This window comes from Streptomyces sp. NK08204, from assembly GCF_020400585.1.
GTDB lineage: Bacteria > Actinomycetota > Actinomycetes > Streptomycetales > Streptomycetaceae > Streptomyces.
Genome location: NZ_JAINVF010000003.1, coordinates 141,165 through 166,729 on the forward strand (window position 1 = coordinate 141,165; position 25,565 = coordinate 166,729).

24 protein-coding genes are annotated in these 25,565 nt (G+C 71.5%); 11 read left to right on the forward strand and 13 right to left on the reverse strand.

Annotated elements, in window-relative coordinates; genetic code table 11:
* Window positions 1–233 precede the first annotated feature (233 nt).
* A complete protein-coding gene (gene glnA / locus K7G59_RS06415; RefSeq protein ID WP_225830984.1) occupies window positions 234–1,643 on the reverse strand; it encodes a type I glutamate--ammonia ligase in 1,410 nt (469 codons plus the stop codon).
* Window positions 1,644–1,852: 209 nt separating this feature from the next.
* On the opposite strand from glnA, the gene K7G59_RS06420 reads away from it, so the two are divergent.
* On the forward strand, window positions 1,853–2,320 hold the full coding sequence (locus tag K7G59_RS06420) for an RDD family protein (protein ID WP_225830986.1): 468 nt from the start codon (window positions 1,853–1,855) through the stop codon (window positions 2,318–2,320).
* A gap of 47 nt (window positions 2,321–2,367) precedes the next feature.
* On the opposite strand, the gene K7G59_RS06425 is transcribed toward K7G59_RS06420, so the two are convergent.
* Window positions 2,368–4,014 carry an FAD-dependent monooxygenase gene (locus K7G59_RS06425; RefSeq protein WP_225830988.1) on the reverse strand — a complete coding sequence of 549 codons (1,647 nt, stop codon included), beginning with the start codon at window positions 4,012–4,014 and terminating at the stop codon, window positions 2,368–2,370.
* Window positions 4,015–4,231: 217 nt separating this feature from the next.
* Between K7G59_RS06425 and K7G59_RS06430 the strand changes: the two genes are divergently transcribed.
* From K7G59_RS06430 to K7G59_RS06460, 7 genes are read left to right on the forward strand one after another with little or no spacing between them, the layout of a single operon-like run.
* A complete protein-coding gene (locus K7G59_RS06430; RefSeq protein ID WP_225830990.1) occupies window positions 4,232–5,350 on the forward strand; it encodes a SchA/CurD-like domain-containing protein in 1,119 nt (372 codons plus the stop codon).
* A 42-nt stretch (window positions 5,351–5,392) separates the two neighbouring features.
* Window positions 5,393–5,830, forward strand: a complete 438-nt coding sequence (locus K7G59_RS06435) for a cupin domain-containing protein (protein WP_225830992.1) — start codon at window positions 5,393–5,395, stop codon at window positions 5,828–5,830.
* Window positions 5,827–7,083, forward strand: a complete 1,257-nt coding sequence (locus K7G59_RS06440; protein WP_225830993.1) for a beta-ketoacyl synthase — start codon at window positions 5,827–5,829, stop codon at window positions 7,081–7,083. Before K7G59_RS06435 ends, K7G59_RS06440 begins: the two co-directional genes overlap by 4 nt.
* Window positions 7,084–7,119: 36 nt before the next feature.
* Window positions 7,120–8,370 (forward strand): ketosynthase chain-length factor, encoded by a 1,251-nt coding sequence (locus tag K7G59_RS06445; RefSeq protein ID WP_225830995.1) that lies wholly within the window; start codon window positions 7,120–7,122, stop codon window positions 8,368–8,370.
* 38 nt (window positions 8,371–8,408) lie between these two features.
* Window positions 8,409–8,666, forward strand: a complete 258-nt coding sequence (locus tag K7G59_RS06450; protein WP_225830997.1) for an acyl carrier protein — start codon at window positions 8,409–8,411, stop codon at window positions 8,664–8,666.
* A 1-nt stretch (window position 8,667) separates the two neighbouring features.
* The gene (locus K7G59_RS06455) at window positions 8,668–9,147 is read left to right on the forward strand and encodes an SRPBCC family protein (RefSeq protein ID WP_225830999.1); all 480 of its coding nucleotides are present in this window, start codon (window positions 8,668–8,670) and stop codon (window positions 9,145–9,147) included.
* Window positions 9,148–9,167: 20 nt separating this feature from the next.
* Entirely contained in the window at window positions 9,168–9,500 is a 333-nt protein-coding gene (locus K7G59_RS06460) for a TcmI family type II polyketide cyclase (protein ID WP_225831001.1), read from the forward strand.
* Window positions 9,501–9,585: 85 nt separating this feature from the next.
* Here the strand turns inward: K7G59_RS06460 and K7G59_RS06465 are convergent, their stop codons facing one another.
* From K7G59_RS06465 to lipB, 6 genes are all read right to left on the reverse strand, one after another.
* Window positions 9,586–10,581, reverse strand: a complete 996-nt coding sequence (locus K7G59_RS06465) for a methyltransferase (protein WP_225831510.1) — start codon at window positions 10,579–10,581, stop codon at window positions 9,586–9,588.
* Window positions 10,582–10,667: 86 nt separating this feature from the next.
* On the reverse strand, window positions 10,668–11,783 hold the full coding sequence (locus K7G59_RS06470; protein WP_225831004.1) for a right-handed parallel beta-helix repeat-containing protein: 1,116 nt from the start codon (window positions 11,781–11,783) through the stop codon (window positions 10,668–10,670).
* 718 nt (window positions 11,784–12,501) lie between these two features.
* Window positions 12,502–13,191: a DUF4191 domain-containing protein gene (locus K7G59_RS06475; protein ID WP_225831005.1), complete on the reverse strand. Its 690-nt coding sequence runs from the start codon at window positions 13,189–13,191 to the stop codon at window positions 12,502–12,504.
* A 61-nt stretch (window positions 13,192–13,252) separates the two neighbouring features.
* Window positions 13,253–13,450, reverse strand: coding sequence for a hypothetical protein (locus K7G59_RS06480; protein WP_225831008.1), 198 nt, complete (start codon window positions 13,448–13,450; stop codon window positions 13,253–13,255).
* Between the two features lie 209 nt (window positions 13,451–13,659).
* Window positions 13,660–14,613 (reverse strand): lipoyl synthase, encoded by a 954-nt coding sequence (lipA, locus tag K7G59_RS06485; protein WP_225831010.1) that lies wholly within the window; start codon window positions 14,611–14,613, stop codon window positions 13,660–13,662.
* Between the two features lie 108 nt (window positions 14,614–14,721).
* On the reverse strand, window positions 14,722–15,519 hold the full coding sequence (gene lipB / locus K7G59_RS06490) for a lipoyl(octanoyl) transferase LipB (protein ID WP_225831012.1): 798 nt from the start codon (window positions 15,517–15,519) through the stop codon (window positions 14,722–14,724).
* Window positions 15,520–15,766: 247 nt separating this feature from the next.
* On the opposite strand from lipB, the gene K7G59_RS06495 reads away from it, so the two are divergent.
* Window positions 15,767–17,233, forward strand: coding sequence for a regulator (locus K7G59_RS06495; protein WP_225831014.1), 1,467 nt, complete (start codon window positions 15,767–15,769; stop codon window positions 17,231–17,233).
* Between the two features lie 14 nt (window positions 17,234–17,247).
* Here the strand turns inward: K7G59_RS06495 and K7G59_RS06500 are convergent, their stop codons facing one another.
* Window positions 17,248–18,612, reverse strand: coding sequence for an NAD(P)/FAD-dependent oxidoreductase (locus K7G59_RS06500; RefSeq protein WP_225831015.1), 1,365 nt, complete (start codon window positions 18,610–18,612; stop codon window positions 17,248–17,250).
* 199 nt (window positions 18,613–18,811) lie between these two features.
* Entirely contained in the window at window positions 18,812–19,708 is an 897-nt protein-coding gene (locus K7G59_RS06505; protein WP_225831017.1) for a TIGR01777 family oxidoreductase, read from the reverse strand.
* A 79-nt stretch (window positions 19,709–19,787) separates the two neighbouring features.
* Here K7G59_RS06505 and K7G59_RS06510 point away from each other — a divergent pair, with 79 nt between their 5' ends.
* Both K7G59_RS06510 and K7G59_RS06515 read left to right on the forward strand, forming a co-directional pair.
* Entirely contained in the window at window positions 19,788–20,279 is a 492-nt protein-coding gene (locus K7G59_RS06510) for a GNAT family N-acetyltransferase (RefSeq protein ID WP_225831019.1), read from the forward strand.
* A 169-nt stretch (window positions 20,280–20,448) separates the two neighbouring features.
* The gene (locus tag K7G59_RS06515) at window positions 20,449–21,264 is read left to right on the forward strand and encodes a peptidoglycan recognition protein (RefSeq protein ID WP_225831021.1); all 816 of its coding nucleotides are present in this window, start codon (window positions 20,449–20,451) and stop codon (window positions 21,262–21,264) included.
* On the opposite strand, the gene K7G59_RS06520 is transcribed toward K7G59_RS06515, so the two are convergent.
* The 3 genes from K7G59_RS06520 to K7G59_RS06530 all read right to left on the reverse strand — a co-directional run bounded on the left by K7G59_RS06520 (window position 21,254) and on the right by K7G59_RS06530 (window position 25,539).
* Window positions 21,254–21,772: a DUF4240 domain-containing protein gene (locus K7G59_RS06520; protein ID WP_225831511.1), complete on the reverse strand. Its 519-nt coding sequence runs from the start codon at window positions 21,770–21,772 to the stop codon at window positions 21,254–21,256. The two genes, K7G59_RS06515 and K7G59_RS06520, sit on opposite strands and share 11 nt — an antisense overlap.
* A gap of 181 nt (window positions 21,773–21,953) precedes the next feature.
* Window positions 21,954–24,656, reverse strand: coding sequence for a pyruvate dehydrogenase (acetyl-transferring), homodimeric type (gene aceE / locus K7G59_RS06525; protein WP_225831023.1), 2,703 nt, complete (start codon window positions 24,654–24,656; stop codon window positions 21,954–21,956).
* Between the two features lie 259 nt (window positions 24,657–24,915).
* Entirely contained in the window at window positions 24,916–25,539 is a 624-nt protein-coding gene (locus tag K7G59_RS06530; protein ID WP_225831025.1) for a GntR family transcriptional regulator, read from the reverse strand.
* Between the last annotated feature and the right edge of the window lie 26 nt (window positions 25,540–25,565).

Below are 25,565 nucleotides of genomic sequence, written 5' to 3' on the forward strand. Positions count from 1 at the left end.
TGCACACCGGGCGCGCTGACCCGCGCTTCCTGGCCTGGCCACTGCGGGCGAAGCCTGCCGGCGTCACGGTGGTCATGGCGCGTGCCGCCCGTCAGCGACGCGGGGCCTTCTGACCGTGCACGGCTGTGTGAGAGGGCGCAGGCATCGCTCTCACGGCACGGGGCAGATCCGCAGTCAGCGCGGACTGCCGGTGGTGTGCCCCCTGTGGTCGAGGGGCACACCACCGGTGCGGATCACACGTCGAAGTACAGCTCGAACTCGTGCGGGTGCGGACGCAGCTGGATCGGGGCGATCTCGTTCGTGCGCTTGAAGTCGATCCACGTCTCGATCAGGTCGGACGTGAACACGTCGCCCTGGAGGAGGAACTCGTGGTCGGCCTCGAGGGCGTCGAGGACGGCGCCGAGGGAGGTCGGGACCTGGGCCACGTTCGCGTGCTCCTCGGGAGCCAGCTCGTAGAGGTCCTTGTCGATCGGCTCGGCGGGCTCGATCTTGTTCTTGATGCCGTCCAGGCCCGCGAGCAGCAGGGCCGAGAAGGCCAGGTACGGGTTGCCGGAGGAGTCGGGCGCGCGGAACTCGACGCGCTTGGCCTTCGGGTTCGAACCCGTGATCGGGATCCGCATCGCGGCGGAGCGGTTGCGCTGCGAGTACACGAGGTTGATCGGTGCCTCGAAGCCCGGCACCAGACGGTGGTACGAGTTCACCGTCGGGTTGGTGAAGGCCAGCAGCGACGGGGCGTGCTTGAGGATGCCGCCGATGTAGTAGCGGGCGGTGTCCGACAGGCCCGCGTAACCGGCCTCGTCGTAGAACAGCGGGTCGCCGTTGCTCCACAGCGACTGGTGCACGTGCATGCCCGAGCCGTTGTCGCCGAAGATCGGCTTCGGCATGAAGGTCGCGGTCTTGCCGTTCTTCCAGGCCACGTTCTTCACGATGTACTTGAAGAGCTGGAGGTCGTCGGCGGCGGCGAGCAGCGTGTTGAACTTGTAGTTGATCTCGGCCTGACCGGCGGTGCCCACCTCGTGGTGCTGGCGCTCGACCTTAAGGCCGGACTTCTCCAGCTCCAGGGAGATCTCGGCGCGCAGGTCGGCGAAGTGGTCGACCGGCGGGACCGGGAAGTAACCGCCCTTGTAGCGGACCTTGTACCCGCGGTTGTTCTCCAGAGCGCCGGTGTTCCAGGCGCCCGCCTCGGAGTCGATGTGGTAGAAGGACTCGTTCGCGCTGGTCGCGAAGCGGACGGAGTCGAAGATGTAGAACTCCGCCTCGGGACCGAAGTACGCGGTGTCCGCGATACCGGTCGACGCCAGGTAGGCCTCCGCCTTCTTCGCCACGTTGCGCGGGTCACGGGAGTACTGCTCGCCCGTGATCGGGTCGTGGATGAAGAAGTTGATGTTGAGGGTCTTGTCCCGGCGGAACGGGTCGATGCGCGCGGTGGACAGGTCGGGACGCAGCGCCATGTCCGACTCGTGAATGGCCTGGAAACCGCGGATCGACGATCCGTCGAAGGCCTGCTCGTCGTCGGGGTCGAACGCCTCAGCGGGCAACGTGAAGTGCTGCATGACGCCCGGCAGGTCGCAGAAGCGGACGTCGATGAACTTGACGTCCTCGTCCGCGATGAACTTCTTGGCCTCGTCGGCGTTCTGGAACATCCAGCTCCTCCTACTCCCGACCGTCCTCGCCGGGGTGGTAGATCGTTCGTGCGGCCAGTGCGGTGGCACACGCTGGTCTCGACCCTAGGGACGGGTGATTTCTCGGGCGTGACCCGTTTGTTTCGCAGAAGTTAACCGGCCACGTTTCCACCGTAGCCCCGACACACCCCTATGGGACCCGTCGGATTCCGGGGCAGTACCGTGGACGGGTGGACAACAGGCGAGTAATCGGATCGTGGCTCTCCGGCCCCCGCGCGGCCCTGGAAGAGGCCGGTGCCGACTTCGGATACCGGGGCGAGCAGCTCGGCCTCCCGGAGCAGGGCCCGAACTCGATCGCCCGGCCCGGGCGGCGCCTGGGAGCGCTGGCCGTCGACTGGGGGCTGTGCGTCTTGATCGCATACAGCCTTATCACTCACGGCTACAGCCCCGCTACCAGCAACTGGGCGCTGGTCGTCTTCGCCGCCCTGAGCGCCCTCACCGTCGGCACGGTCGGCTTCACCCCGGGCAAGCGCCTCTTCGGCCTTCGCGTACTCGACCTGCGGACCGGCACGGTCAACCCGCTGCGCGCCCTGCTGCGCACGTTCCTGCTGTGCCTGGCGGTCCCGGCACTGATCTGGGACCGGGACGGCCGCGGCCTGCACGACCGGCTCGCGAAGACGGTCGAGGTAAGGATCTGAGGCACAGCTCCGGATCCGGGGCAGGGCAGTAGCGGTACGGGGGCGGGTCAGCGCGTCCGCAGCACCGCCGCCAGCACCTCCCGCAGCTCGGCCTCCGGATCCGCCGCGGCACCGGGCGCGCGCCAGGCCACGAACCCGTCCGGCCGTACCAGCACCGCCCCGTCCGCCGTCGTGCCGTGCGCGGCGGCCCAGTCGCCGTGCTCCCCGTCGTACGTCAGCTCCGCCCGCGCCCCCGTACCGATCCGGTACGCCTCCAGCGGCAGGCCCCGCGCGTCCGCGACACGGCGGGCGGCGGCGTGCCAGGCCGTGCCCGCGGCCGAGCCGGCGTCGCTGAGCAGCACCGGGCAACGCTCGTAGAGGTCGAGCGTGGAGATCCGTTCGCCCGTGCGGCGCAGCCACAGGTGGGGGGCCCGGCTGCCGGGCTGCCCGGTCAGGCGCATCCCCTCGGGTACGACAGGCTCGGCCGGGTCGGCGCCCAGGACCGCGCCCTCGGGGTAGCGGTAGCCGAGGACGACGTTGAGGATGCCGCCGCGTTTGCCGACGCCGACGCCGGGGGCGGGCGCGAAACCGGGGTGGCTGTGCTCGACGGAGCGGGCCGAGGCCCGGGCACTGGTGGCCAGGGCGACGGGCCGGCGCTCGGTGTCGTAGGTCCCGAGCAGTCCGGGGCCGGCCCAGCCGCCGAGGACCGCGGCCAGCTTCCAGGCCAGGTTGTGGGCGTCCTGGATGCCGGTGTTGGAGCCGAACGCGCCGGTCGGTGACATCTCGTGGGCCGAGTCTCCGGCGAGGAAGACCCGGTCGGCCGCGTAGCTCTCGGCGACGCGTTCGGCGGCGCGCCAGGACGCCTTGCCGGTGATCTCGACGTCCAGGTCGGGGACGCCCACGGCGCGGCGGATGTGCCGCCGGAGCCGGTCCTCGGTGAACTCCTCCAGCGTTTCGCCGTGCTCCGGATGCCACGGGGCGTGGAAGACCCAGTTCTCCTTGTTGTCGACGGGCAGCAGGGCACCGTCGGCCTCAGGGTCGGTGAGGTAGCAGCAGATGAAGCGCCGGTCGCCGACGGTTTCGGCGAGCAGCTTGGAGCGGAAGGTCACGCTCACGTTGGCGAAGAGGTCACCGGGGCCGCTCTGTCCGATGCCGAGCCGGCCCCGGACGGGACTGCGCGGGCCGTCGGCCGCGACCAGGTAGTCCGCGCGGACCGTGTACAGCCGGTCGGTGTCGCGGTCCCGGACGAACCCCGTCACTCCTTCGGAGTCCTGGGCGAAGGACTCCAGCTCGTGGAAGTACCGCAGATCGCCGCCGAGGGCGCGGGCCTGCTTCACCAGCACCGGTTCCAGGTCGTTCTGGCTGCACAGGCACCACGCCGTGGGGCTGAACCTCGCGAGCCCACCGCCCGGGTCGATCTCCCTGAACAGCCACTCGCCGGCGTCGCCGACCAGGGTCGGGGTCTGCAGGATGCCGTGATTGTCCGCGAGGAGCGAGGCCGCCGTCTTGATGTCCGGCTCGATGCCGGCCACCCGGAACAGCTCCATCGTCCGGACGTTGTTGCCGCGTCCGCGCGGGTGGACCGAGGTTCCGGAGTGCCGCTCGATCAGCATGTGCCGCACGCCGAGACGGCCCAGGAACAGGGACATGGACAGGCCGACCAGAGAGCCGCCCACGATGAGGACGGGCACCTGGTGATCGGCTTTCTGCTGCATCAGCGACTCCAGAGGCAGAGGTGGGTGTGGTGAGGCGCGTCGCAGTTTCCATGCCCGGTGCGAGGGGGCGTCGGAGGGGTTGCGGGGGCTCAATCACCCGCCTGGTTCACGCGAGTCGCGCGTACCGGCGGAGCGGAACAGGATCAAAAAACGCTGACGTCGCGTCATCGGCGCCCGACGTCCGCCTCTGCCCCCGCTAGAAGGAGATGTGTGCGATATGACCACCACGGCGGAACAGGCTTCGCAAAAGCCGAGACGACAGGCGTCCAAGCGGGTCTCCCAGTCCGTGTTCGACGGCTCCCACCTTCGGGTCGTCCTGCTGGTGGACGTCCACGACGGCGCCCAGCAGCAGTTCCTCGAGGCCTATGAGCAACTGTGCAACCAGGTCGCCTCGGTGCCCGGCCATGTCAGCGACCAGCTGTGCCAGTCGATCGAGAATCCCTCCCAATGGCTCATCACCAGTGAGTGGGAGAGTGCCCCGCCGTTCCTCGCCTGGGTGAACAGCGAGGAGCACGTCCGCATGGTGGAGCCGCTGCACAGCTGTGTCCGGGACACCCGGTCGCTGCGCTTCCACGTCGTGCGCGAGACGGGCACCGCGGCGTCCGCGGCGTCGGCCGAGCGCCGGCTCCAGACGTCCCCGCGCATCGGCGACGGGGTGATCCGGCACGCGCTCACCTTCACGGTCAAGCCGGGCAGCGAGGCGCAGGTGGCGAAGATCCTCGCGAACTACGCCTCGCCCGAGCCGCGCGTCGACGAGACCACCCGCCTGTGCCGCACCTCCCTGTTCATGCACGGCAACCGGGTCGTACGGGCCATCGAGGTGCGCGGCGACCTGCTCGCGGCGCTGCGCCACGTCGCCCGGCAGCCCGAGGTACGGGCCGTCGAGGAGGCCATCAACCCGTACCTGGAGCAGAGCCGCGACCTGGACGACCAGGAGTCCGCGCGGATGTTCTTCACCCGGGCGGCGCTGCCCGCCGTGCACCACGTCACCGCGGACGAGCTGGCCGAGGGCCGGCGGCACGCGCTGTACTACCCGGCCCGGCCGGGCCGCGGAATGCGGCTGGCCGAGCTGCTCGCCCACAGGGACGCCGAGGCGGCGGAGGACCCGGGCAGCCCGGTCCTGCGCAGCACGATCTTCCAGCGCGACGACGTCGTCGTACGGCTGATCGACGTACGTGACGGGCGGGACGCCGAGGCCGCCCTGCCCGGGTCCGGCGCCAAGGCCGGTGCGAAGGCCGGTTCCGAGGCCGGTTCCGAGGCCGCGCTGAAGGACCTGCTGGCGCAGGACGCCGTCCGCATGGAACTCATCACCGACCGCCGCTCGCCGGACGCCTGACCCCCGACCCCCACAGGCGCAGCACACCAACGGAGGAACGCCGTGATCAAACCCCTTCCGAAGATCGTGGACCTCAGTGAGGTCGAGCCCAACACCCGGCGCGGCGGTGATCTGCGCGCCATGCTCACCCCGGCCACGGTGGGCTCCACCAGCGGATTCATGGGCGTGGCCATCGTGCAGCCCGGCGACCGCATCGCGGAGCACTACCACCCGTACTCCGAGGAGTTCGTGTACGTCGTCTGCGGGCAGCTGGAGGTGGACCTGGACGGCGATCCGTACCCGCTCCAGCCGGAGCAGGGGCTGATGATCCCCGCCCACATGCGTCACCGGTTCCGCAACGTGGGCAACGTGGAGGCGCGCCTCGTCTTCCACCTGGGCCCGCTGGCCCCGCGTCCGAGCCTCGGCCATGTCGACACGGAGGAGACGGAGCCCGCCGCCGTCGCCGCCGAGCCGGCCGACCGGGTGCAGGTCCGCTCATGACCCGGCGGGTGGCGGTCACCGGCATAGGCGTCGTCGCTCCGGGCGGGATCGGGGCACCGGCGTTCTGGGACCTGCTGGCCGCGGGGCGTACGGCGACACGGGGCATCACGTTCTTCGACCCCACCGGGCTGCGCTCCCGGATAGCCGCCGAGTGCGACTTCGACCCGGCCGTACACGGTCTGGACGCCGAGCAGGCGGGACGGTCCGATCGCTACATCCAGTTCGCCCTGGTCGCCGGCGAGGAGGCGGTCCGGGACTCCGGAATCGACCTCGGCCGGGAGGACCCCTGGCGGGTCGGGGTCTCCCTGGGCACCGCCGTCGGTGGCACCACCCGCCTGGAGCACGACTACGTCCTGGTGAGCAGCGGCGGGCAGCGCTGGGACGTGGACCACCGCAAGGCGGGTCCGCAGCTGCACCGGGCGTTCTCGCCGAGCACGCTCGCCTCGGCGGTGGCGGAGCGTTTCGGTGCCCATGGTCCGGTGCAGACGGTGTCCACCGGCTGCACCTCGGGCCTGGACGCGGTCGGGTACGCCTTCCACACCGTCCAGGAGGGCCGCGCCGACATCTGCATCGCGGGCGCCTCGGACTCCCCGATCTCCCCGATCACCATGGCCTGCTTCGACGCGATCAAGGCCACGTCCCCCAACAACGACGACCCCGCACACGCGTCAAGGCCCTTCGACAACGACCGCGACGGATTCGTCATGGGCGAGGGCGGCGCGGTGCTCGTCCTGGAGGAGCTGGAGCACGCCCGGACCCGCGGCGCTCACGTGTACTGCGAACTGGGCGGCTACGCCACCTTCGGCAACGCCTACCACATGACCGGCCTGACCAGCGAGGGCCTGGAGATGGCCCGTGCGATCGAGGACGCCCTCGACCACGCCCGGCTCGACCCCACCGCGATCGACTACGTCAACGCGCACGGCTCGGGCACCCGACAGAACGACCGCCACGAGACCGCCGCGGTGAAACGGGCCCTGGGACAGCACGCCTACGACACACCGATGAGTTCCATCAAGTCCATGGTGGGCCACTCCCTCGGGGCGATCGGCGCGATCGAGGTCGTGGCCTGCGTGCTGGCCCTGGCCCACCAGGTCGTACCACCCACCGCCAACTACGAGACCCCCGACCCCGAGTGCGACCTGGACTACGTGCCGCGCACCGCCCGCGAACGCAGGCTGAACGGCGTCCTGTCCGTGGGCAGCGGCTTCGGCGGCTTCCAGTCCGCGGTGGTCCTGACCCGACGCACCTGACCCGACGATCCCGACCTGGCCCAGGGAGAGGACACGATGAGCGAACCCGATCCGCGGCGCGCGGCCGTCACCGGAATCGGCGTGATCGCGCCCAACGGAACGAGCACGGAGACCTACTGGAAGTCCGTCAAGGAGGGCATCAGCGTTCTCGACCGGGTCACCCGCGAGGGCTGCGCACACCTGCCGCTGCGGGTGGCCGGTGAGGTCCGGGACTTCGATCCGGCGGCGGCGGTCGAGGAACGTTTCCTGGTCCAGACCGACCGCTTCACGCACTTCGCCATGGCCGCGGCCGACCTGGCGCTGGAGGACGCCCGGCTCGGCCGGGCCGACACCGACGCCTCGCCGATGTCCGTGGGCGTGGTCACCGCGGCCGGTTCCGGCGGCGGCGAGTTCGGCCAGCGGGAGCTGCAGCGACTGTGGGGCAAGGGCAGCCGGTACGTCGGCCCTTACCAGTCCATCGCCTGGTTCTACGCGGCCAGCACCGGCCAGATCTCCATCCGGCGCGGCTTCAAGGGGCCCTGCTCGGTGGTCGCCGCCGACGAGGCCGGCGGCCTGGACGCCCTGGCCCACGCGGCCCGCGCCGTGCGGCGCGGCACCGACGTGATCGTGGCCGGGTCCACCGAGGCGCCGCTCGCCCCGTACTCGATGGTGTGCCAGCTCGGCTACGAGGAGCTGAGCGGTGAGCCGGACCCCGACCGCGCCTACCGCCCGTTCACCGCCGGAGCCTGCGGGTTCGTGCCGGCGGAGGGCGGCGCCATGCTCGTGGTGGAGTCGACGGCCTCGGCCCGGGACCGCGGGGTACCCGTGCGGGCCGTCCTCGCCGGGCACGCGGCGACCTTCACCGGAGCCTCCCGCTGGGCGGAGTCCCGGGACGGGCTCGCCCACGCGATCCGGGGCGCCCTGGACGAGGCGGGGTGCGCCCCCGAGGAGGTCGACGTGGTCTTCGCCGACGCCCTCGGCGTGCCGGCGGCCGACCGTGCGGAGGCGCTGGCCCTCGCCGACGTGTTCGGCGCGCACGGCCGGCGCCCGCCGGTCACGGCGCCCAAGGCCGGGATCGGACGGGGCTACTGCGCGGCACCCGTGCTGGACACCGCGGCGGCGGTGCTCGCACTGGAGCACGGACTGATCCCGCCCACCCCGGGGGTCTTCGACATCTGCCACGACCTCGACCTCGTGACCGGCCGCGCCCGCGCCGCCGAGCTGCGCACGGCGCTGGTCCTCAGCCGGGGACTCATGGGGTCGAACTCGGCGCTCGTGCTGCGGCACGGCGCCACCGGCGTCTCGTAGCGAGGCGCTCCGGAGCACGTCCCGAAAGAGAGGAACCTATGAGTGACCGCATCACCGTGGAAGAACTGTCCGAACTGATGAAGAAGGCCGCCGGAGTCACCGTCCCGCCCGCCGAACTCGAGCAGCGGTGCGACACCGGCTTCGACGCCCTCGGCGTGGACTCGCTCGGCCTGCTCGGCATCGTCGGCGAGCTGGAGAACCGGCACGGAGCGCCGATGCCCCCCGACGCGGAGCGTTCCAGGACGCCCCGCCAGTTCCTCGACCTCGTCAACAGCGCACTGCCCGCGGGAGCCTGACATGGCCGGACACACCCAGAACGAGATCACCATCGCCGCGCCCGTCGACCTGGTCTGGGACATGACCAACGACGTGGCGAACTGGCCGCAGTTGTTCAGCGAGTACGCCACCGCCGAGATCCTCTCCCAGCAGGGGAACCGGACCACCTTCCGGCTCACCATGCACCCCGACGACAACGGCAAGGTGTGGAGCTGGGTCTCGGAGCGGGAGACGGACCGCGCCCGCCTCGCCGTCAAGGCCCGCCGCGTGGAGACGGGCCCCTTCGCCTACATGAACATCCACTGGCAGTACGAGGAGGTACCGGCCGGCACCCGGATGGTCTGGACGCAGGACTTCGAGATGAAGCCGGACGCGCCCGTCGACGACGACTGGATGACCGACAACATCAACAAGAACTCCAAGATCCAGATGGCTCTCATCCGGGACAAGATCGAGCGGGCGGCGGCCGGTCACCGGCCCGCCCCGGCCCTGGCCGACTGAGCCGGGACGGAGGAGCAACCGTGCACCAGGCCCTGATCGTCGCCCGCATGGCCCCGGGCTCCGCCCCCGACATCGCCAAGGTGTTCGCGGAGTCCGACCGGGGAGAGCTGCCGCACCTCGTCGGAGTCGTCCGGCGGAGCCTCTTCCAGTTCGGCGATGTGTACCTGCACCTCATCGAGTCCGAGCGCGAGCCCGGACCGGCCATCGCCAAGGTCACCTCGCACCCGGAGTTCAAGGAGGTCAGCGATCGTCTCTCGGCCTACGTCAGCGCGTACGACCCTCAGACCTGGCGGTCGCCGAAGGACGCGATGGCACAGCGCTTCTACCTCTGGGAGCGCGACGTCGGCACGTGACCTCGAGGCCGGAACACCGGTGCCGGGCCCGCGTCGGACGCGGACCCGGCACCGGTGTGCTGCGAAAGGGGGACGGGGGAGCCGGTCAGGCGGGGACCGTGCAGTCGAACGCGTGCAGATAGGGGTTGACCGGCCGGATGTCGCCGACGCTCAGGCCCGCGCCGGTCAGCCGCGCCACCATGCTGTCGGTGGTGTGCTTGGCCCCGCCGACGTTCAGCAGGAGCAGCAGGTCCATGGCGGTGCTGAACCGCATCGACGGGGTGTCGTCGACGAGGTTCTCGATGACCACGATCCGGGTGCCCGGACCGCCCGCCTCGACGACGTTGCGCAGCAGCCGGGCGGTGGACTCGTCGTCCCATTCCAGGATGTTCTTGATGACGTAGACGTCGGCCTTGACCGGGACGGACACGCGGACGTCACCGGGGACGATGCGCACCCGGTCCGCGAGATCGCCGCCCTCGCGCAGCCGTGGCACGGCGTTCTCCACCACCCGCGGCAGATCGAGCAGAAAGCCCCGCATCGACGGGTACTTGTCCAGCAGGCTCGCCACCACGTGCCCCTGCCCGCCGCCGATGTCCGCGACGGACGTGCTGCCGGACAGGTCCAGGAGCGCGGCGACATCGCGCGCCGACTGCTCGCTGGACGTCGTCATCGCACGGTTGAAGACGTCGGCCGACTCCGGGGCGTCCTCGTTCAGGTAGGCGAAGAACTCCTTGCCGTACAGGTCCTCGACGACGTTCCCGCCGGTGCGCACCGCCTCGTCCAGCTTCGGCCAGGCGTCCCAGGTCCAGGGCTCGGTGCACCACAGGCAGATGTAGCGCAGGCTGTTCGGGTCGTCCTCGCGCAGCAGCCTGGACATGCCCGTGTGGGCGAACGTTCCGTCGGGCCGCTCGGCGAAGACGTCGTAGCAGGTCAGCGCGCGCAGCAGCCGGCGCAACGGCTTCGGCTCGGCCTTCACCGCGGCGGCGAGGTCCTCCACGGCCATCGGGGTGTCCCCGAGCGCGTCGGCGACGCCCAGCCGGGCCGCGGTACGGACGGCGGCGGCACAGGCCGCCCCGAACACGAGCTCTCTCAGCCGCATCGAGGGGGGAGGGGCAGTAGGAGCGGTCATGCGCCGCCTTCCTTCCTTGCATGGATGTCCCTGATGAGGGATGTCCTTGTGTCCGGTCAGCACAGCCCCGCGGGCTGCGAGGCCCGGCAGAAGTTGTTCGGGAAGGTGTTCCTGCTCTTGGCGGACTCCTGGTTGACGAGGTCCGCCGGGGAGTTGTCCGCCAGCCAGTTGCCGGTGATCCGGTTCCGTTCGCTCGCGACACCCACCATGCTCTTGAACAGGACGATGCCGCCCGACAGCGGGGACTTGCCGGAGTTCGCGATGACCAGGTTCCGCCGCACGAGCGTGTCGTCGACGCCGGTCAGGATGATGCCGGAGCCCTGCAGGAAGGGCATCCGCGCGGTCTTCGCGCAGTACTTGTTGTTGTGCTCGACGAGGTTGTCGCTGACGGTCACCATCCTGGTCTTCGGCTTGTTCTCGTCGCCGACGACGAACACGCCCGAGCAGTTGCCGGTCATGGCGTTGCGCGTGACGCTGAGGTTGCGCAGCCTGCGGACGGTGATACCGATGCGGTTGCCCTCCAGGTAGTTGCGGTCGACCACCGCGCCCCGGGTGTCCGTGGCGCCTTCCTCGGCCTTCACGTTGTTGGCGAGGAACAGGCCCGCGTCACCGTTGTTCCGGGCGATGTTCTGCCGGAACACGCCGCGGGTGGAGTGTTCCTGGGCGATGCCCCACTGCCCGTTGTTGTCGGAGGTCACCCGCTTCACGGTCAGACGGTCGGTCCCCATGGACCACAGGCCGATCCTGGGGAAGCCCTTCAGGGTCAGGTCGGCGACGGTGACGTCCCGGAGGGCGGTGTCCTTCGCCCCGACCACGCAGATGCCGTTGCCGCCCTCCAGACAGCTCACGGAGGCCTTCTTCGCGGCGCTCGACGCCGGGGCCTTCTGGGCGTTCGCCGCCGCGGCCTTCTGGGCGTCCGTCGGCATGATCACCGTACGGGGGCCCACGCCGCGCAGGGTCACTCCCGGCGTCTTCACCGTGACGCTCTCGTGGTAGGTGCCGCCCAGCACGATCACCGTGTCGCCGGGCCGGGCGGCGTTCACCGCCTTCTGGATCGACTCGCCGGGATGCACCACAAGGGTCCGGTGGGCGGCCGAGGCCGGGGTGGTGCCGAGGGCCGCGCTGAGCAGCGCCGTGGTGCATGCGAGGTACGTGATATGGCGTTTTGTCACACTCCGAAGGCTAGGAGTGCATGAGCCGATGAGCAGCCGGATACTCCGTTCGGCGGCGTGTCATCCCGGCACCGGACCGGCATGCCGGGGGAACGGCGGCGCGGACTGCCGGCTTCGCGAGCTGTCGCGTGTCCCCGCCACCCTCGACCGAGGCGGGACCTGACGGGCGGCGGAGGCAGCGGTGACCGGTGCGAGGGAAGAGCCCGCCGGGCCGGACGGCCTGCGACGTGCTCCGTTCAGGCGCAGGAGTTTGCCCGCGTCGGCCGCCCTGGCGGCCACCGCGCCGCTGCCGAAGGAGTAGGGCGAGGGCACCGGCAGTCACCCGGCCGACGCCTTCCATGACGATCACCCGGCGCACGATCCCCCGGCGCACTACTGCGCCTTCGGCGAGATCTGCCACGGGCGGCGGCTGCGCGAGGCCGGTGCACCTGGCATTTCACCGGTCCGGCCGTGAGCCTTCCCCGACGCCCGCCCTATGGCCCATGGCCCGGCCGGCCGTCGGCCGCCGGTCCGGCGACTGCCGGACCGGTTCGACAGCACGTACCACGGCTGTGCTGGGCGCGCTCGACGCGGCTTGGGGCGCCGGCGGGGCGCGCCACGGGGCGCGGCGATTCACGCCATGCATGCACGGGAGGCTCCCGCCGTGGAGCTGAGGGAGACCGCGGTCCCGGATGTCCCGGGCACCTACGGCCTCCGGTTCCGCCGTCGCTGATCCGGGTCAGCGGCCCTTCGGCATCCGCATGCCCTTGGGCAGGGGGCCCTTCGGCAGCGGCATGTTGCTCATCAGGTCGCCCAGGGCGCGCAGCCGGTCGTTGGTGGCCGTCACCTGGGGGCCGGCCAGCACGCGCGGGAGCTTCAGCATGGTCGTGCGCAGCTTCTTCAGCTCGACCTGGCCCTCACCGTTGCCCACGATCAGGTCGTGCACCGGCACGTCCCCAACGATGCGGTTCATCTTCTTCTTCTCGGCGGCCAGCAGGCCCTTCACCCGGTTCGGGTTGCCCTCGGCGACCAGCACGATGCCGGCCTTGCCGACCGCCCGGTGCACCACGTCCTGGCTGCGGTTCATCGCCACCGCAGGGGTGGTCGTCCAGCCCCGGCCGATGTTGTCCAGCACGGCCGCGGCGGCGCCCGGCTGGCCCTCCATCTGGCCGAAGGCGGCCCGCTCGGCTCGGCGGCCGAACACGATCGCCGTCGCCAGCAGGGCGGCCAGCAGGCCGAAGATGCCCAGATAGACCGGATGGCCGATCAGAAAGCCGATCGCGAGGAAGACACCGAGCGTGCCGATGCCGACGGCCGCGAGTACAAGACCGATCATCTTGTCGGCCTTGCGGGTCATCTTGTACGTAAGGGCGATCTGCTTCAGTCGCCCGGCATTCGCGGCGTCCGCCGCGGGTTCCTTCCTCGCCATGCCACGAAGTCTACGTGGCCCCGACAGTGACCGACGACGCCAGTGCCCGGTGCCGGAGGGATCAGGAGCGGGTGGCGGCCTGATCCAGCACGCGCTGGGCCTCGACCCGGGCCTTGGCGCGGCGGCGGTCCTCCAGGACACAGGTCCAGGCGTTGCGACGGGCGGTGCGCTGGCCGCCGCGCATCAGCAGCGACTCGACGGCGCGCAGCGCGTCGGTGAAGGACGGGATGGCGGTGACGCGTACATGCGCGGCCTGCATGATCGAGGTTCCCCCTCGGCGAAGGTGTACGTCCTGTGATACCAGCGTCACTGTTGGGTGTTACCAGGGCGTGACCGACCGGTCAAACGCGGATGAAGCCCCGGGGGGCGCGGTCTCGGGGGGCCCCGGAACGCCGACGCGGTCCTGACACGGCCCTCATCAGCGAGGACGGTCAGGACCGCGTCGGCTCGGCCACGGCAGGCCGGTGCTTACTTGTGCGCCACTTCACGCTGTTCGATCGCCATCCGGTACAGGCGCCCGGCCCGGTAGGAGGAGCGGACCAGCGGGCCCGACATCACACCGGAGAAACCGATCTGCTCGGCCTCCTCCTTCAGCTCCACGAACTCCTGCGGCTTGACCCAGCGCTCGACCGGGTGGTGACGCAGGGACGGGCGCAGGTACTGCGTGATGGTGATCAGCTCGCAGCCCGCGTCGTGCAGCTGCTTCAGCGCTTCGCTGACCTCCTCACGGGTCTCGCCCATGCCGAGGATCAGGTTGGACTTGGTGACCAGGCCGAAGTCGCGGGCCTCGGTGATGACCTTCAGCGAGCGCTCGTAGCGGAAGCCGGGGCGGATGCGCTTGAAGATCCGCGGCACGGTCTCCACGTTGTGCGCGAAGACCTCGGGGCGCGCGGAGAAGACCTCCGCCAGCTGCTCGGGGACCGCGTTGAAGTCGGGCGCCAGCAGCTCGACCTTGGTACGGCCGCCCTCGCGCTGCGCCGTCTGCTGGTGGATCTGGCGCACGGTCTCGGCGTACAGCCAGGCACCGCCGTCCTCCAGGTCGTCGCGGGCGACGCCGGTGATGGTGGCGTAGTTCAGGTCCATCGTGACCACGGACTCGCCGACGCGGCGCGGCTCGTCGCGGTCGAGGGCCTCGGGCTTGCCGGTGTCGATCTGGCAGAAGTCACAGCGCCGGGTGCACTGGTCGCCGCCGATGAGGAAGGTCGCCTCGCGGTCCTCCCAGCACTCGTAGATGTTCGGACAGCCGGCCTCCTGGCACACCGTGTGCAGACCCTCGCCCTTCACGAGGTTCTGCATCTTCGTGTACTCGGGACCCATTTTCGCCCGGGTCTTGATCCACTCGGGCTTGCGCTCGATGGGGGTCTGGCTGTTGCGGACCTCCAGGCGCAGCATCTTGCGTCCGTCGGGTGCGACTGCGGACACGACCGGCTCCCTGTAGCTTCGATTCTTCGGCGTACACCAGGGTACGCCCGTGTTAACTGAGCCCTACGGCAGAGGCCAACCCTGTAGCCGCAGGCCACATTCCCCCGGTCAGGCGGACGCCTTCTCGATCGCCCGCGGCTTGAGGTCGGCGTTCTCCAGGATGTCCCTGAGATGCCGCTCGGCCACCGGCAGGACCTCCTCGATCGTGATGTCCCGGCCCAGCTCGTTGGCGAGGGAGGTCACGCCCGCGTCGCGGATGCCGCACGGGATGATCCGGTCGAACCAGGCGTTGTCCGGGTTCACGTTCAGGGCGAAGCCGTGCATGGTGACGCCCTTGGCGACCCGGATGCCGATCGCGGCGATCTTGCGGTCCTCGCGCCGCTGGCCCGCGTTGGAGGGGGCGTACTCGGGGCCGTTGAGGCGGGGGTCGAACTCGTCGTCGGTCAGACGCGGGTCGAAGTCGAGGGAGAGCCCCCCGAGCCCGGGGCGCTGCTCGACCGGGTCGCCGAGCACCCAGACACCGCTGCGGCCCTCGACCCGGGTGGTCGCGAGGCCGAACTCGGCGCAGGTGCGGATCAGCGCCTCCTCCAGGCGCCGCACGTGCGCGACCACGTCCACCGGGCGGGGCAGCTTCTGGATGGGGTAGCCCACCAGCTGGCCGGGGCCGTGCCAGGTGATCTTGCCGCCGCGGTCCACGTCGACGACCGGGGTGCCGTCCAGCGGGCGCTCGTTGTCCGCGGTGCGCCGGCCGGCCGTGTAGACCGGGGGGTGCTCCAGGAGCAGCACGGTGTCGGGGGCCTCGTCGGCGAACCGGGCAGCGTGCACCCGGCGCTGCTCGTCCCACGCCTCCTGGTACTCCACGGCATCCGCGCCGAACCCCATGCGGACGAACCGCAACTCACTCACGGCAAGCGCCTCCCTCAGTTTCCCGGCGACGGGCGTGTCAGGCACGTAACGCGCCCACGCCACTGTACGTCCGGTCGGCGTACGTCAGCCCTGCAGGCAATCCTCACACGATCGGATGAATGCACGTCGAAGTGTGCGAGCCCCTGCTCACTCTCCGCTACATTCGCGCCGTTCGTGAGGCCAAAAGGGCTGCTCGCAGGCAATCCCGGCACCTCAGAGGCCTGGAAGGCAGGAGACCGCACCGCAGATGACGGACCGACCCGCGCAGCGCACCCCCAACCGCCAGCTCGCCGCGCTCATCGCAGAGGCGGGGTTCTCCAACGCGGGTCTGGCCCGTCGCGTCGACCAGCTCGGCCTGGAACACGGGCTGGACCTCAGATACGACAAGACCTCGGTCACCCGGTGGCTGCGCGGCCAGCAGCCCCGCGGTACGACGCCCGCGCTCATCGCCGAGGTGTTCACGCGCCGGCTCGGGCGCCGGCTCACCGCCCAGGATCTCGGTCTGGACGCCTGTGCGCCGGTGTACGCCGGGCTGGAGTTCGCGGCCACCCCCGAGGAGGCCGTCGACATCGTCAGCGGGCTGTGGCGCAAGGACTCCGGCAGCCACACCGAGCTGCGCAAGATCGCCTTCACCCCGGCGGGGCTCGTGGTGCCCAGCCGGGACTGGCTGATCGGCCGGCCCGACGACAAGGTGGTGCGCGACCCGGCGCCCCGGGTGCCCGCCCAGGGCCGCACCGGCAGCACCCCGGGCCGGTCGCAGGCCGCTCCGTTCCCGCCCCGGCCGCGCCCGCACGCCGAGCGGGCCCCTGGCAACCGGGTCACCGGCGGTGACATCGCGGCGCTGCGCTCGGTCGCCGGACTGTTCCGCACCCTCGACGACCAGTTCGGCGGCGGCCACGCCCGCCAGGCCCTCGTGCGCTACCTGGAGTACGAGTGCGAGCCGATGCTGCGCGGCAGCTACGACGAGCAGACCGGCCGCCGCCTGTTCGCCGCCGCGGCCGACCTCACCCGGCTCGCGGGCTGGACGTCGTACGACATCGCCGCGCACGGGCTCGCCCAGCGTTACTTCGTCCAGGCCCTGCGGCTCGCCCAGGCGGCCGGCGACCGGGCGTACGGCTCCTACGTCCTGGTCACCATGAGCCGGCAAGCCGTCTATCTGGGGCACGGCAGGGAGGCGGTGCAGCTCGCGCGGGTCGCCCAGCAGGGGGTCGGCACGGGAGTGCCGCCGGTCGTGCAGGCGCTGCTGCACGCCTCCGAGGCGCGGGCGCACGGGCTGCTCGGGGAGGTGCGGGCGTGCACCGGGGCGCTGGTGCGGGCCGAGCGCGCCCTGGAGGCGGCCCGGCCCGGGGACGAGGTGCCGTACTGGGCGGCGTTCTTCGACGAGGCGCAGCTGGCCGACGAGTTGGGCCACTGCCACCGCGACCTCCAGCAGTTCCGCGCAGCCGCCCAGCACGCCGAACGCTCCCTCCAGCTGCGCGCCCCGGCCTACGCCCGCAGCCGCCTCTTCTGCCGGGTCGTCCTCGCCACCGCCCGCCTCGGCCTGGGCGAACTGGACCAGGCCTGCGCGCTGGCCGCCGACGCGGCAGGCCAGGCGGCGCAGATGCGCAGCGCTCGCGCGAGTGAGTACGTGAGGGACTTCGAGCGCCGCCTGGAGCCGTACAAGGACGCGGCGCCGGTGAAGGGGTACCGGGAGAAGGTGGCGGCGCTGCGCTGAGCGGGGAAGGTGGCTCACGCCGCCCGTGGCAGTGTCGCCGCCGGGTCCGCGCAGTGCAGCGAGCCCGCCGCCCCCAGGTCCGTCAGGATCGCCGAGACGGCCCGGTGGGCCGAGTGCAGGGCACCCTGGAGCGTGCTGGTGTCGCGGTGGTCGCCGCAGACGTACAGGCCGGCCAGCAGGCGGACCGGGCGGCGCAGGTCGTGCGGGGGACGCATCGCCGGTACCGCCTCCGGCGTGTGATGCACCGCCAGCGTCTCCCAGCGGCGCGTCGACATGCCGTACAGCCGGGACAGGTGCATGCGGACGGCGGTGTCGATCTCGTCGGGCGGCGGTCCCAGCACGGTGGAGGAGATCAGCACCCGGCCGGCGGGCGCCCGGCTCGGGTCCACGTTGCTCAGCACCGCGGTGTGCGCGACCGGCCCGCCGCGTTCCGCGTCCAGCAGCAGCGAGGTGCCCGTCGAGAAGGCCGCCGCCGGCTCGTCCGTGGTGTGGTGGACCACCGTCACGGAGTGGAAGTCCGGCACCCGCAGGCCCGGCAGCAGCTCGGCCGCCGCGCGCGCGTCGGTCGCCAGCAGTACCGCCCGGCAGCGGATCTCCCCGTGCTCGGCGGTGGTCACCGATGTGGTGGACACGGAGGTGACCCGCACCCCGGTGTGCACGGTGCCCGGCGGCAGCGCGCGGGCCAGCAGCTCCGGCAACGCCTCGGCGCCGCCCTCCGGCACGCTCAGCCGCCCGCCCGCGAAGGCCCGCAGCGCGAGGTCGGCGCACCTGCTGGACGTGGTCAGCTCACGGTCGCACAGCAGGGCGGCGAGCAGCGGGCGCAGGAAGCCGTCGACCGTGCGGGCGGGTACCCCACGGGCCGCCAGAGCCTGCGCGGCGGGCAGTTCGGGGCGGGCCAGCAGGCGTTCCACGGGCGTGCCGGCGATCCGCCCCAGCGCGGCGCCGAGCCGGGCCTGGTCGACCGCGCCGCCCAGCGGAGCCCCGGCGCGGCCGGCCGGGGCCGTCGTACCCCTGGGGGCGCTCGCCAGGGCGCGCACCACATGCAGTGCGCCTCTTGCGCTCCCTCCGCCCGCCGGTGCGCCCGCACGCTGCCGGTGCCCGTCGTGGTGCAGCAGGACCCCGGGAGCGAAGCGGCGCAGCACCAGGCGGCCGAGGCCCGGGGTGCGGCGGAGTTCCGGATACGACATAGACAGCAGCTGTCCGAGGCGGTCGAGCCGGAAGCCGTCGACCTTCTCGGTCGACATGCGACCACCCGGGCAGGAGGCGGCCTCCAGGACCGCGGTCGTGACTCCTGCGCTGGTCAGCCGATGAGCCGCCGAGAGTCCGGCGACGCCGGCTCCCACGATGACGACGTCCACCTGGTACGCGGGCTCAAGCACGAGGCCCTCCTGTGGTTGCGCTGGCCGGTGGAGACGTCATGCCCCCAACTGGCTCCAGCGATACTCGAGTTCGCGTCGAGGTTAGGTCTGCTGCCGGTCATAATCAGTCGCGCATCAACAGGGCACGGTCGCACGCCGGTCGCACGCGGTCACACACTCACCCCGCGGCACAGCCCGGCACAACGTGGCGCAACCGGGCTCAACCCGCGGCGCGAATCGCGTCGTCGATCCCCGGAAACGCGAACTCGAATCCCGACTCCAGCAGCCGCCTGGGCAGCACCCGCTGACTGCCCAGCACATCCGCCGCCATCTCGCCCAGCACCGCGCGCAGCACCGGCGCCGGCACCGCGAACGGCGTCGGCCGGTGCAGCACCCGCCCCATCGCCTCGGTGATCTGCCGGTTCGTCAGCGGCTGCGGCGCGGTCAGGTTGAACGGTCCGGACAGGCTCTCGGAGTCGATCAGGAAACGGATCGCGGCGACCTCGTCGTGCAGCGCGATGTACGACCAGTACTGCCGCCCGTCACCCAACCGCCCCCCGAGCCCCGCGCTGAACAGCGGGAACAGCCGCCCCCAGGCCCCACCCCCGCGAGCCACCACCAGACCCGTGCGCGCGAACACCGTCCGCACACCGGCCTCCCGCGCGGGTGCCGCAGCCGCCTCCCACTCCACGCACAGCGAGGGCAGGAATCCGTCGCCCGCGGGCGCGTCCTCGTCCACGGCCCGGTCCCCGGTGTCACCGTAGAAACCGATCGCGCTGCCGCTCACGAAGACCCGCGGCCGCTCGCGCAGCGCGGCCAGCGCCTCGGCCAACGCCGCCGTGCCCAGCACCCGGCTGTCCCGGATCCGCCGCTTGTACTCCGCCGTCCAGCGCCGGTCGCCCACCCCGGCCCCGGCCAGGTTGACCACCACGTCGCACCCGGCCAGCCCGGCCGCGTCCACGTACCGGCCCTCCGGGTCCCAGCGGACCTCGTCCCCGCCCCGGGGCGCACGGCGGACCAGACGCACCACCTCGTGCCCGTCCGCGGTCAGGGACCGCACCAGCGCGCTGCCGACCAGGCCGGACGCCCCGGCAACCGCGATTCTCGAAAGTGGCATGACGTCAGCATGCCGCCCCCACGGCCGGATCGGCGTAAATCCCGTCGAGTGTCCTGAACGGCGTCGTAGGGTGATCGATATGTCCGAGCAGCCATCCATACGCCTCGCCGTGTCCGACGACGACGAGGAACTGTCCGCTCTCGACCGGGCCGCCTGGTCCACCCTGCACGCGGTGGCGCCCGAGCCGCAGCCGTCGTACGACCCGTTCTTCGACGAACGCCACCCCCCGGGCGAGTTTCTGGTCGCCGAACTCGACGGACGCATCGCCGGCTACATCCGCCTCGCCCGCCCGACCCCGCTCGCCTCGAACGCGCACGTCCTGGCGATCCAGGGGTTCGCCGTCGCCGAGAAGGCACGCGGGCGGGGCCTCGGGCGCGCACTGATCCGGGCCGCGGCGGACGAGGCACGCAGGCGTGGCGCCCGCCGCCTCACCCTGCGCGTGCTCGGGCACAACACCCCGGCGCGACGGCTGTACGAGGCCGAGGGGTTCGCGGTGGAAGGGGTGCTGCCGGGCGAGTTCTTCCTCGACGGCGTCTACGTGGACGACGTGCTCATGGGCCGCACCCTGTGATCTCGGGCATCGCCTGGCGCACCGCGCACGCTCGCGGTCGCCGGCACCGGGTTCCGGTGACCCGTGCGGCGGGCGGGCACCACCGGAAACGTCCCTGACCCGTGCGACGGTTCCACCGGGTGGCACAGCACATATCGCGGGCACGGCCGGCCGGCCCGACAGTGGGATCATGCATGTCGTCCGAAGAACCCGGCGGATACCCGGCCCTGTACTGGTGCTGCTCGGCTGTCTGCCCGCCCTGACCGCCGTCCTCGCGCTGTTCCTGTCCGCCCGCGGGGTCGAACACGCCGTCGCGGTCCACCCCGACGGCCGCGACCGCCCCGTGGCCGCGGCAGCTGCCCAGCAGCGTCTGGCCCCCCACCGCGCCGCCCGGCCGCGCATCGTGCCCCGCTCCGTCTGGCTGGACAGCACCGCCCGGCGCACCCAGCCTCCCCCGCGCTACGACGACCGCGTGACCGCCGTCTTCATCCACCACACCGACTCGCCCAACGGCTACGACTGCGCCGATGCGCCCCGCATCATCCGCTACCTCTACACGGGACAGACCGGCGCCCGCCACTGGGACGACATCGGCTACAACTTCCTCGTCGACCGCTGCGGCACCATCTACGAGGGCCGCGCCGGGGGCGTCGAGCGACCCGTCACGGGCGCTCACACCCAGGGCTTCAACCACCGCACCGCCGGCATCGCCGCCCTCGGCACCTTCACCGCCGGGGTGCCCGTCCCGCGGGCCATGACCGACGCGATCGCCGCCCTCGCCGCCTGGAAGCTCGGCCTCGCCGACATCGACCCGCGCGCACACGTCCGCCTGGTCTCCAGCAACGGCCTGAGCCGCTACCAGGCCGGCACCACCGTCACCCTGCCCGCCGTGGCAGGCCACAACGACGGCTTCATGACCACCTGCCCCGGCGCCGCCCTGACCGCCCGCCTCCCGCAGATCAGGGAGAAGGCCGCCCGGCTGCAGGGCCGCACGGTCAGCCCCTGAACCGTGCCCAGAGCCTGGGATACAGCTCGGCGAGGACCGCCTCGTCCTCGAAGTCGGCCGGCGCGCCCTCCGGCTCGGCGGGCGCCGGCGCGATACCGAGATCGGGGGCGACCGTGCCGGTCAGCTCCTCGTACGCCTCGTCCGCGGCGTACCCCAGGTCCTCGCCGTCGCCGTCGATCTCCTCGTCGAAGTCGTCCAGCAGGTCGGCCAGTGCGTCCGGATCGTGCAGGGCGCCCTCGAAGACCTCCCGGCCCTGGCCGATCAGCCAGCACCGGAAGAAGTCGAACGCGTCGTCGCTCGCCCCGTCCAGCAGTACCCAGGCGGCGCCCCACAGGTCCCAGCGGTAGGCGCGGTTGTAGCGGGACTCGAAATGACGGGCGAAGTCCAGGACCGACTCCGGGTCGAGCTGGAGCAGCCGCTCCACGAGCAGGTCGGCCTGCTCCTCGGGGTCGCCCGCAGCGGCCTGGCGGGTGTCGTCCACCAGCTCCCAGAACTCCGACTCTTCCATCACGGGTCAAGCATCGGGCCTGAGCGGGTGGGGCGCACGCGGAGTACGACGGATCACCGACATCGGCGGCATCGCCGCGCGCGCCGGACCTCCGCCCCGCGCCGCGCCCTGCATCATGCCGGGGGCCACTGACAAGGAAGGGGTACGGCAGCAGCCGTACCCCTTCACATGATCCCGGTGATTACAGCCCGTACTTCTCCCGCGCTTCCTTCACCGCCGTCGCCTTGACCTGGCCCTGCCTGGCGAGCTGGGCCAGGGACGCGACGACGATCGACTGGGCGTCGACGCCGAAGTGGCGACGGGCCGCCTCACGGGTGTCCGACAGGCCGAAGCCGTCGGCGCCCAGCGAGGTGTAGTCCTGCTCGACCCACTGCGCGATCTGGTCCGGGACCTGGCGCATGTAGTCGGACACCGCGAGGACCGGGCCCTCGGCGCCCTGCAGGGCCTGGCGGACGTACGGCACGCGCTCCTCGCCGCGCAGCAGGGCCGCGTCGGCCTCCATGGCGTCCCGGCGCAGCTCCGACCAGGAGGTGGCGGACCACACGTCGGCGGCCACGCCCCACTCCTCGGCCAGCAGCTTCTGGGCTTCGAGGGCCCAGTGGATCGCCGTACCCGAGCCCAGCAGCTGGATGCGCGGGGCGTTGGCCGGGACGGTCACGCCCGCGGACTCCGCCGTGTTGAAGCGGTACAGCCCCTTGACGATGCCCTCGTCGATACCGAGACCGGCGGGCTTGGCGGGCTGCGGCAGCGGCTCGTTGTAGACCGTCAGGTAGTAGAAGACGTCCTGGTCCTCGCCCGGCTTCGCCTCCCCGTACATCCGGCGCAGGCCCTCGCGCACGATCACCGCGATCTCGTAGGCGAACGCGGGGTCGTACGTCAGCGCTGCCGGGTTGGTCGCGGCGATGACCGGAGAGTGGCCGTCGGCGTGCTGCAGCCCCTCGCCCGTCAGCGTCGTCCGGCCCGCCGTCGCGCCGACGAGGAAGCCGCGGCCGAGCTGGTCGCCGAGCTGCCACATCTGGTCGGCGGTGCGCTGCCAGCCGAACATCGAGTAGAAGATGTAGAACGGGATCATCGCCTCGCCGTGCGTCGCGTACGCGGTCGACGCGGCGATGAAGTCGGCCATCGAACCGGCCTCGGTGATCCCCTCGTTGAGGATCTGGCCGTTCTTGGCCTCCTTGTAGTACATCAGCTGGTCACGGTCGACCGGCTCGTACGTCTGGCCCTTGGGCGAGTAGATGCCGAGGGAGGGGAAGAGCGACTCCATGCCGAAGGTGCGGGCCTCGTCCGGCACGATCGGCACCCAGCGCCTGCCCGTCTCCTTGTCACGGACCAGGTCCTTGACCAGGCGGACGAAGGCCATGGTGGTGGCCACGTTCTGCGAGCCGGAGCCCTTGTCGAAGGAGGCGAACGCCTTCTCGGCCGGGGCGGGCAGCGGGGCGAGCGGGTGGACACGGCGGGCCGGGGCCGGACCGCCGAGGGCCGCGCGGCGCTCCTGGAGGTAGCGGACCTCGGGGGAGTCGGCGCCCGGGTGGCCGTAGGGCACCACGCCGTCGGCGAAGGCGCTGTCCGTGATCGGCAGGCCGAGCAGGTCGCGCATCGCCTTGAACTCGTCCACCGTCAGCTTCTTCATCTGGTGGTTGGCGTTCTTCGACGCGAAGCCCTCGCCGAGGGTGTGGCCCTTGACCGTCTGGGCCAGGATCACGGTCGGCGCGCCCTTGTGCTCGACGGCGGCCTTGTAGGCGGCGTAGACCTTGCGGGCCTCGTGACCACCGCGCGAGAGGTGGAAGCACTCGAGGATCTTGTCGTCGCTCAGCAGCTTCGCCATCTCGGCCAGCGCCGGGTCCTTGCCGAAGAAGTCCTGGCGGATGTAGGCGGCGTCCCGCGTCTGGTACGTCTGGACCTGCGCGTCCGGTACCTCGCGCAGGCGGCGTACCAGCGCGCCGGTGGTGTCGAGCTGGAACAGCTCGTCCCAGGCCGAGCCCCACAGCGTCTTGATGACGTTCCAGCCGGCACCGCGGAACTGGGCCTCCAGCTCCTGCACGATCTTGAAGTTGGCGCGCACCGGACCGTCGAGGCGCTGCAGGTTGCAGTTGATGACGAAGGTGAGGTTGTCCAGCTCCTCACGTGCGGCCAGCGCGAGCGCCGCCGTCGACTCCGGCTCGTCCATCTCGCCGTCGCCGAGGAACGCCCACACGTGCGAGGACGAGACGTCCTTGATGCCGCGGCTGGTGAGGTAGCGGTTGAAGCGCGCCTGGTAGATGGCGGACAGCGGGCCGAGGCCCATGGACACCGTCGGGAACTCCCACAGCCAGGGCAGGCGGCGCGGGTGCGGGTAGGACGGCAGGCCGTCGCCGCCGGACTCCTGGCGGAAGTGGTCCAGGTGCCGCTCGGTCAGCCGGCCGTCCAGGAAGGCGCGGGCGTAGATGCCGGGGGAGGCGTGGCCCTGGATGTACAGCTGGTCGCCGGAACCGTCGCCCTCCTTGCCCTTGAAGAAGTGGTTGAAGCCGGTCTCGTACAGCCAGGCCGCGGAGGCGAAGGTGGCGATGTGGCCGCCGACGCCGTACTTGCTGCCCCGGGTCACCATCGCGGCGGCGTTCCACCGGTTCCAGGCGGTGATGCGGGCCTCCATCTCCGGGTCACCGGGCACGCCCGGCTCGGCGGAGGTGGGGATGGTGTTGACGTAGTCCGTCTCCAGCAGCTTCGGCAGCGCGATGCCGCCCGCCTCTGCGCGCTCCAGCGTGCGGCGCATCAGGTACGCGGCACGGTGCGGCCCGGCCTCCCTGGCCACGGCGTCCAGGGAGGCCTGCCATTCGGCGGTCTCCTCCGGGTCGCGGTCCGGGAGCTGGTCGAGCGCGCTCGGCTGGATGGCGTGGGGGTCGGTCATGTCGCCGCCTTCCTCAGTCGAAGGGGGTTCCCTCATCGGTAAGGGTTCGGGGTTGCCCTTGGTCTTTGGCAGGACAGGGCAGTGGACCTCGGTGGAAGTCCGTCGGCGACTGTAACTTGCTGATCGATGATCGATCAAAGGGTTGAGGGGGAAAAACTCTCGATTTGGAGAAAGTCGGCACCCGGTGCCTTTGAAGTGGGCACCGGGTGCCGTGTCCGATCAGGGTTTTCGCAGGTGAGCGGCGTTATGCTCGCCTGAATCACGCGCGGGGAGCGCAGCCCAGGACGTGGGCCTTCACCAGCTCGGCGATCCGCGGATCCCGCCGCTTGAAGGCCTGCACCAGCTCCTCGTGCTCCTCCGCGTACGACTGCTGCACCGTGCCCAGCCAGCGGATCGACAGGGCCGTGAACACCTCGATGCCCAGGCCTTCCCAGGTGTGCAGCAGCACCGAGTTGCGGGCGGCGCGCACCAGCTCACGGTGGAAGCCCACGGTGTGCCGCACCTGGGCCGTGCCGTCGGACGTGCGGTCTGCCTGGTACAGGGCCGAGACGTGCGGCTCCAGCGCCGAGCAGTCCTGTGCCAGCCGCTCGGCCGCGAGTTCCGCCGCTATGGCCTCCAGGCCCGCGCGGACCGGGTAGCTCTCCTCCAGGTCGGCCGCGGTCAGGTTGCGGACGCGTACGCCCTTGTTCGGGGCCGACTCGATCAGCCGCAGCGACTCCAGCTCGCGCAGCGCCTCCCGCACCGGCGTCTGGCTGACCTCAAGCTCGGTGGCTATCCGCCGCTCCACGATCCGCTCGCCCGGCTTCCAGCGCCCGCTGACGATTCCCTCCACGATGTGCTCGCGGATCTGCTCGCGCAGCGAGTGGACGACGGGCGCGGTCATGAGGGCTCCTTCAGGGAGGGCTTTGA

Coding starts and splice junctions, on each gene's coding strand:
- K7G59_RS06510 (WP_225831019.1), top strand. CDS start 19,788: ATGTCCGAGCAGCCATCCATACGCCTCGCCGTGTCCGACGACGACGAG.
- K7G59_RS06455 (WP_225830999.1), top strand. CDS start 8,668: ATGGCCGGACACACCCAGAACGAGATCACCATCGCCGCGCCCGTCGAC.
- K7G59_RS06440 (WP_225830993.1), top strand. CDS start 5,827: ATGACCCGGCGGGTGGCGGTCACCGGCATAGGCGTCGTCGCTCCGGGC.
- K7G59_RS06465 (WP_225831510.1), bottom strand. CDS start 10,581: ATGCGGCTGAGAGAGCTCGTGTTCGGGGCGGCCTGTGCCGCCGCCGTC.
- glnA (WP_225830984.1), bottom strand. CDS start 1,643: ATGTTCCAGAACGCCGACGAGGCCAAGAAGTTCATCGCGGACGAGGAC.
- K7G59_RS06515 (WP_225831021.1), top strand. CDS start 20,449: ATGCATGTCGTCCGAAGAACCCGGCGGATACCCGGCCCTGTACTGGTG.
- K7G59_RS06495 (WP_225831014.1), top strand. CDS start 15,767: ATGACGGACCGACCCGCGCAGCGCACCCCCAACCGCCAGCTCGCCGCG.
- K7G59_RS06425 (WP_225830988.1), bottom strand. CDS start 4,014: ATGCAGCAGAAAGCCGATCACCAGGTGCCCGTCCTCATCGTGGGCGGC.
- K7G59_RS06430 (WP_225830990.1), top strand. CDS start 4,232: ATGACCACCACGGCGGAACAGGCTTCGCAAAAGCCGAGACGACAGGCG.
- aceE (WP_225831023.1), bottom strand. CDS start 24,656: ATGACCGACCCCCACGCCATCCAGCCGAGCGCGCTCGACCAGCTCCCG.
- K7G59_RS06450 (WP_225830997.1), top strand. CDS start 8,409: ATGAGTGACCGCATCACCGTGGAAGAACTGTCCGAACTGATGAAGAAG.
- K7G59_RS06480 (WP_225831008.1), bottom strand. CDS start 13,450: ATGCAGGCCGCGCATGTACGCGTCACCGCCATCCCGTCCTTCACCGAC.
- K7G59_RS06445 (WP_225830995.1), top strand. CDS start 7,120: ATGAGCGAACCCGATCCGCGGCGCGCGGCCGTCACCGGAATCGGCGTG.
- K7G59_RS06530 (WP_225831025.1), bottom strand. CDS start 25,539: ATGACCGCGCCCGTCGTCCACTCGCTGCGCGAGCAGATCCGCGAGCAC.
- K7G59_RS06520 (WP_225831511.1), bottom strand. CDS start 21,772: ATGGAAGAGTCGGAGTTCTGGGAGCTGGTGGACGACACCCGCCAGGCC.
- K7G59_RS06505 (WP_225831017.1), bottom strand. CDS start 19,708: ATGCCACTTTCGAGAATCGCGGTTGCCGGGGCGTCCGGCCTGGTCGGC.
- K7G59_RS06475 (WP_225831005.1), bottom strand. CDS start 13,191: ATGGCGAGGAAGGAACCCGCGGCGGACGCCGCGAATGCCGGGCGACTG.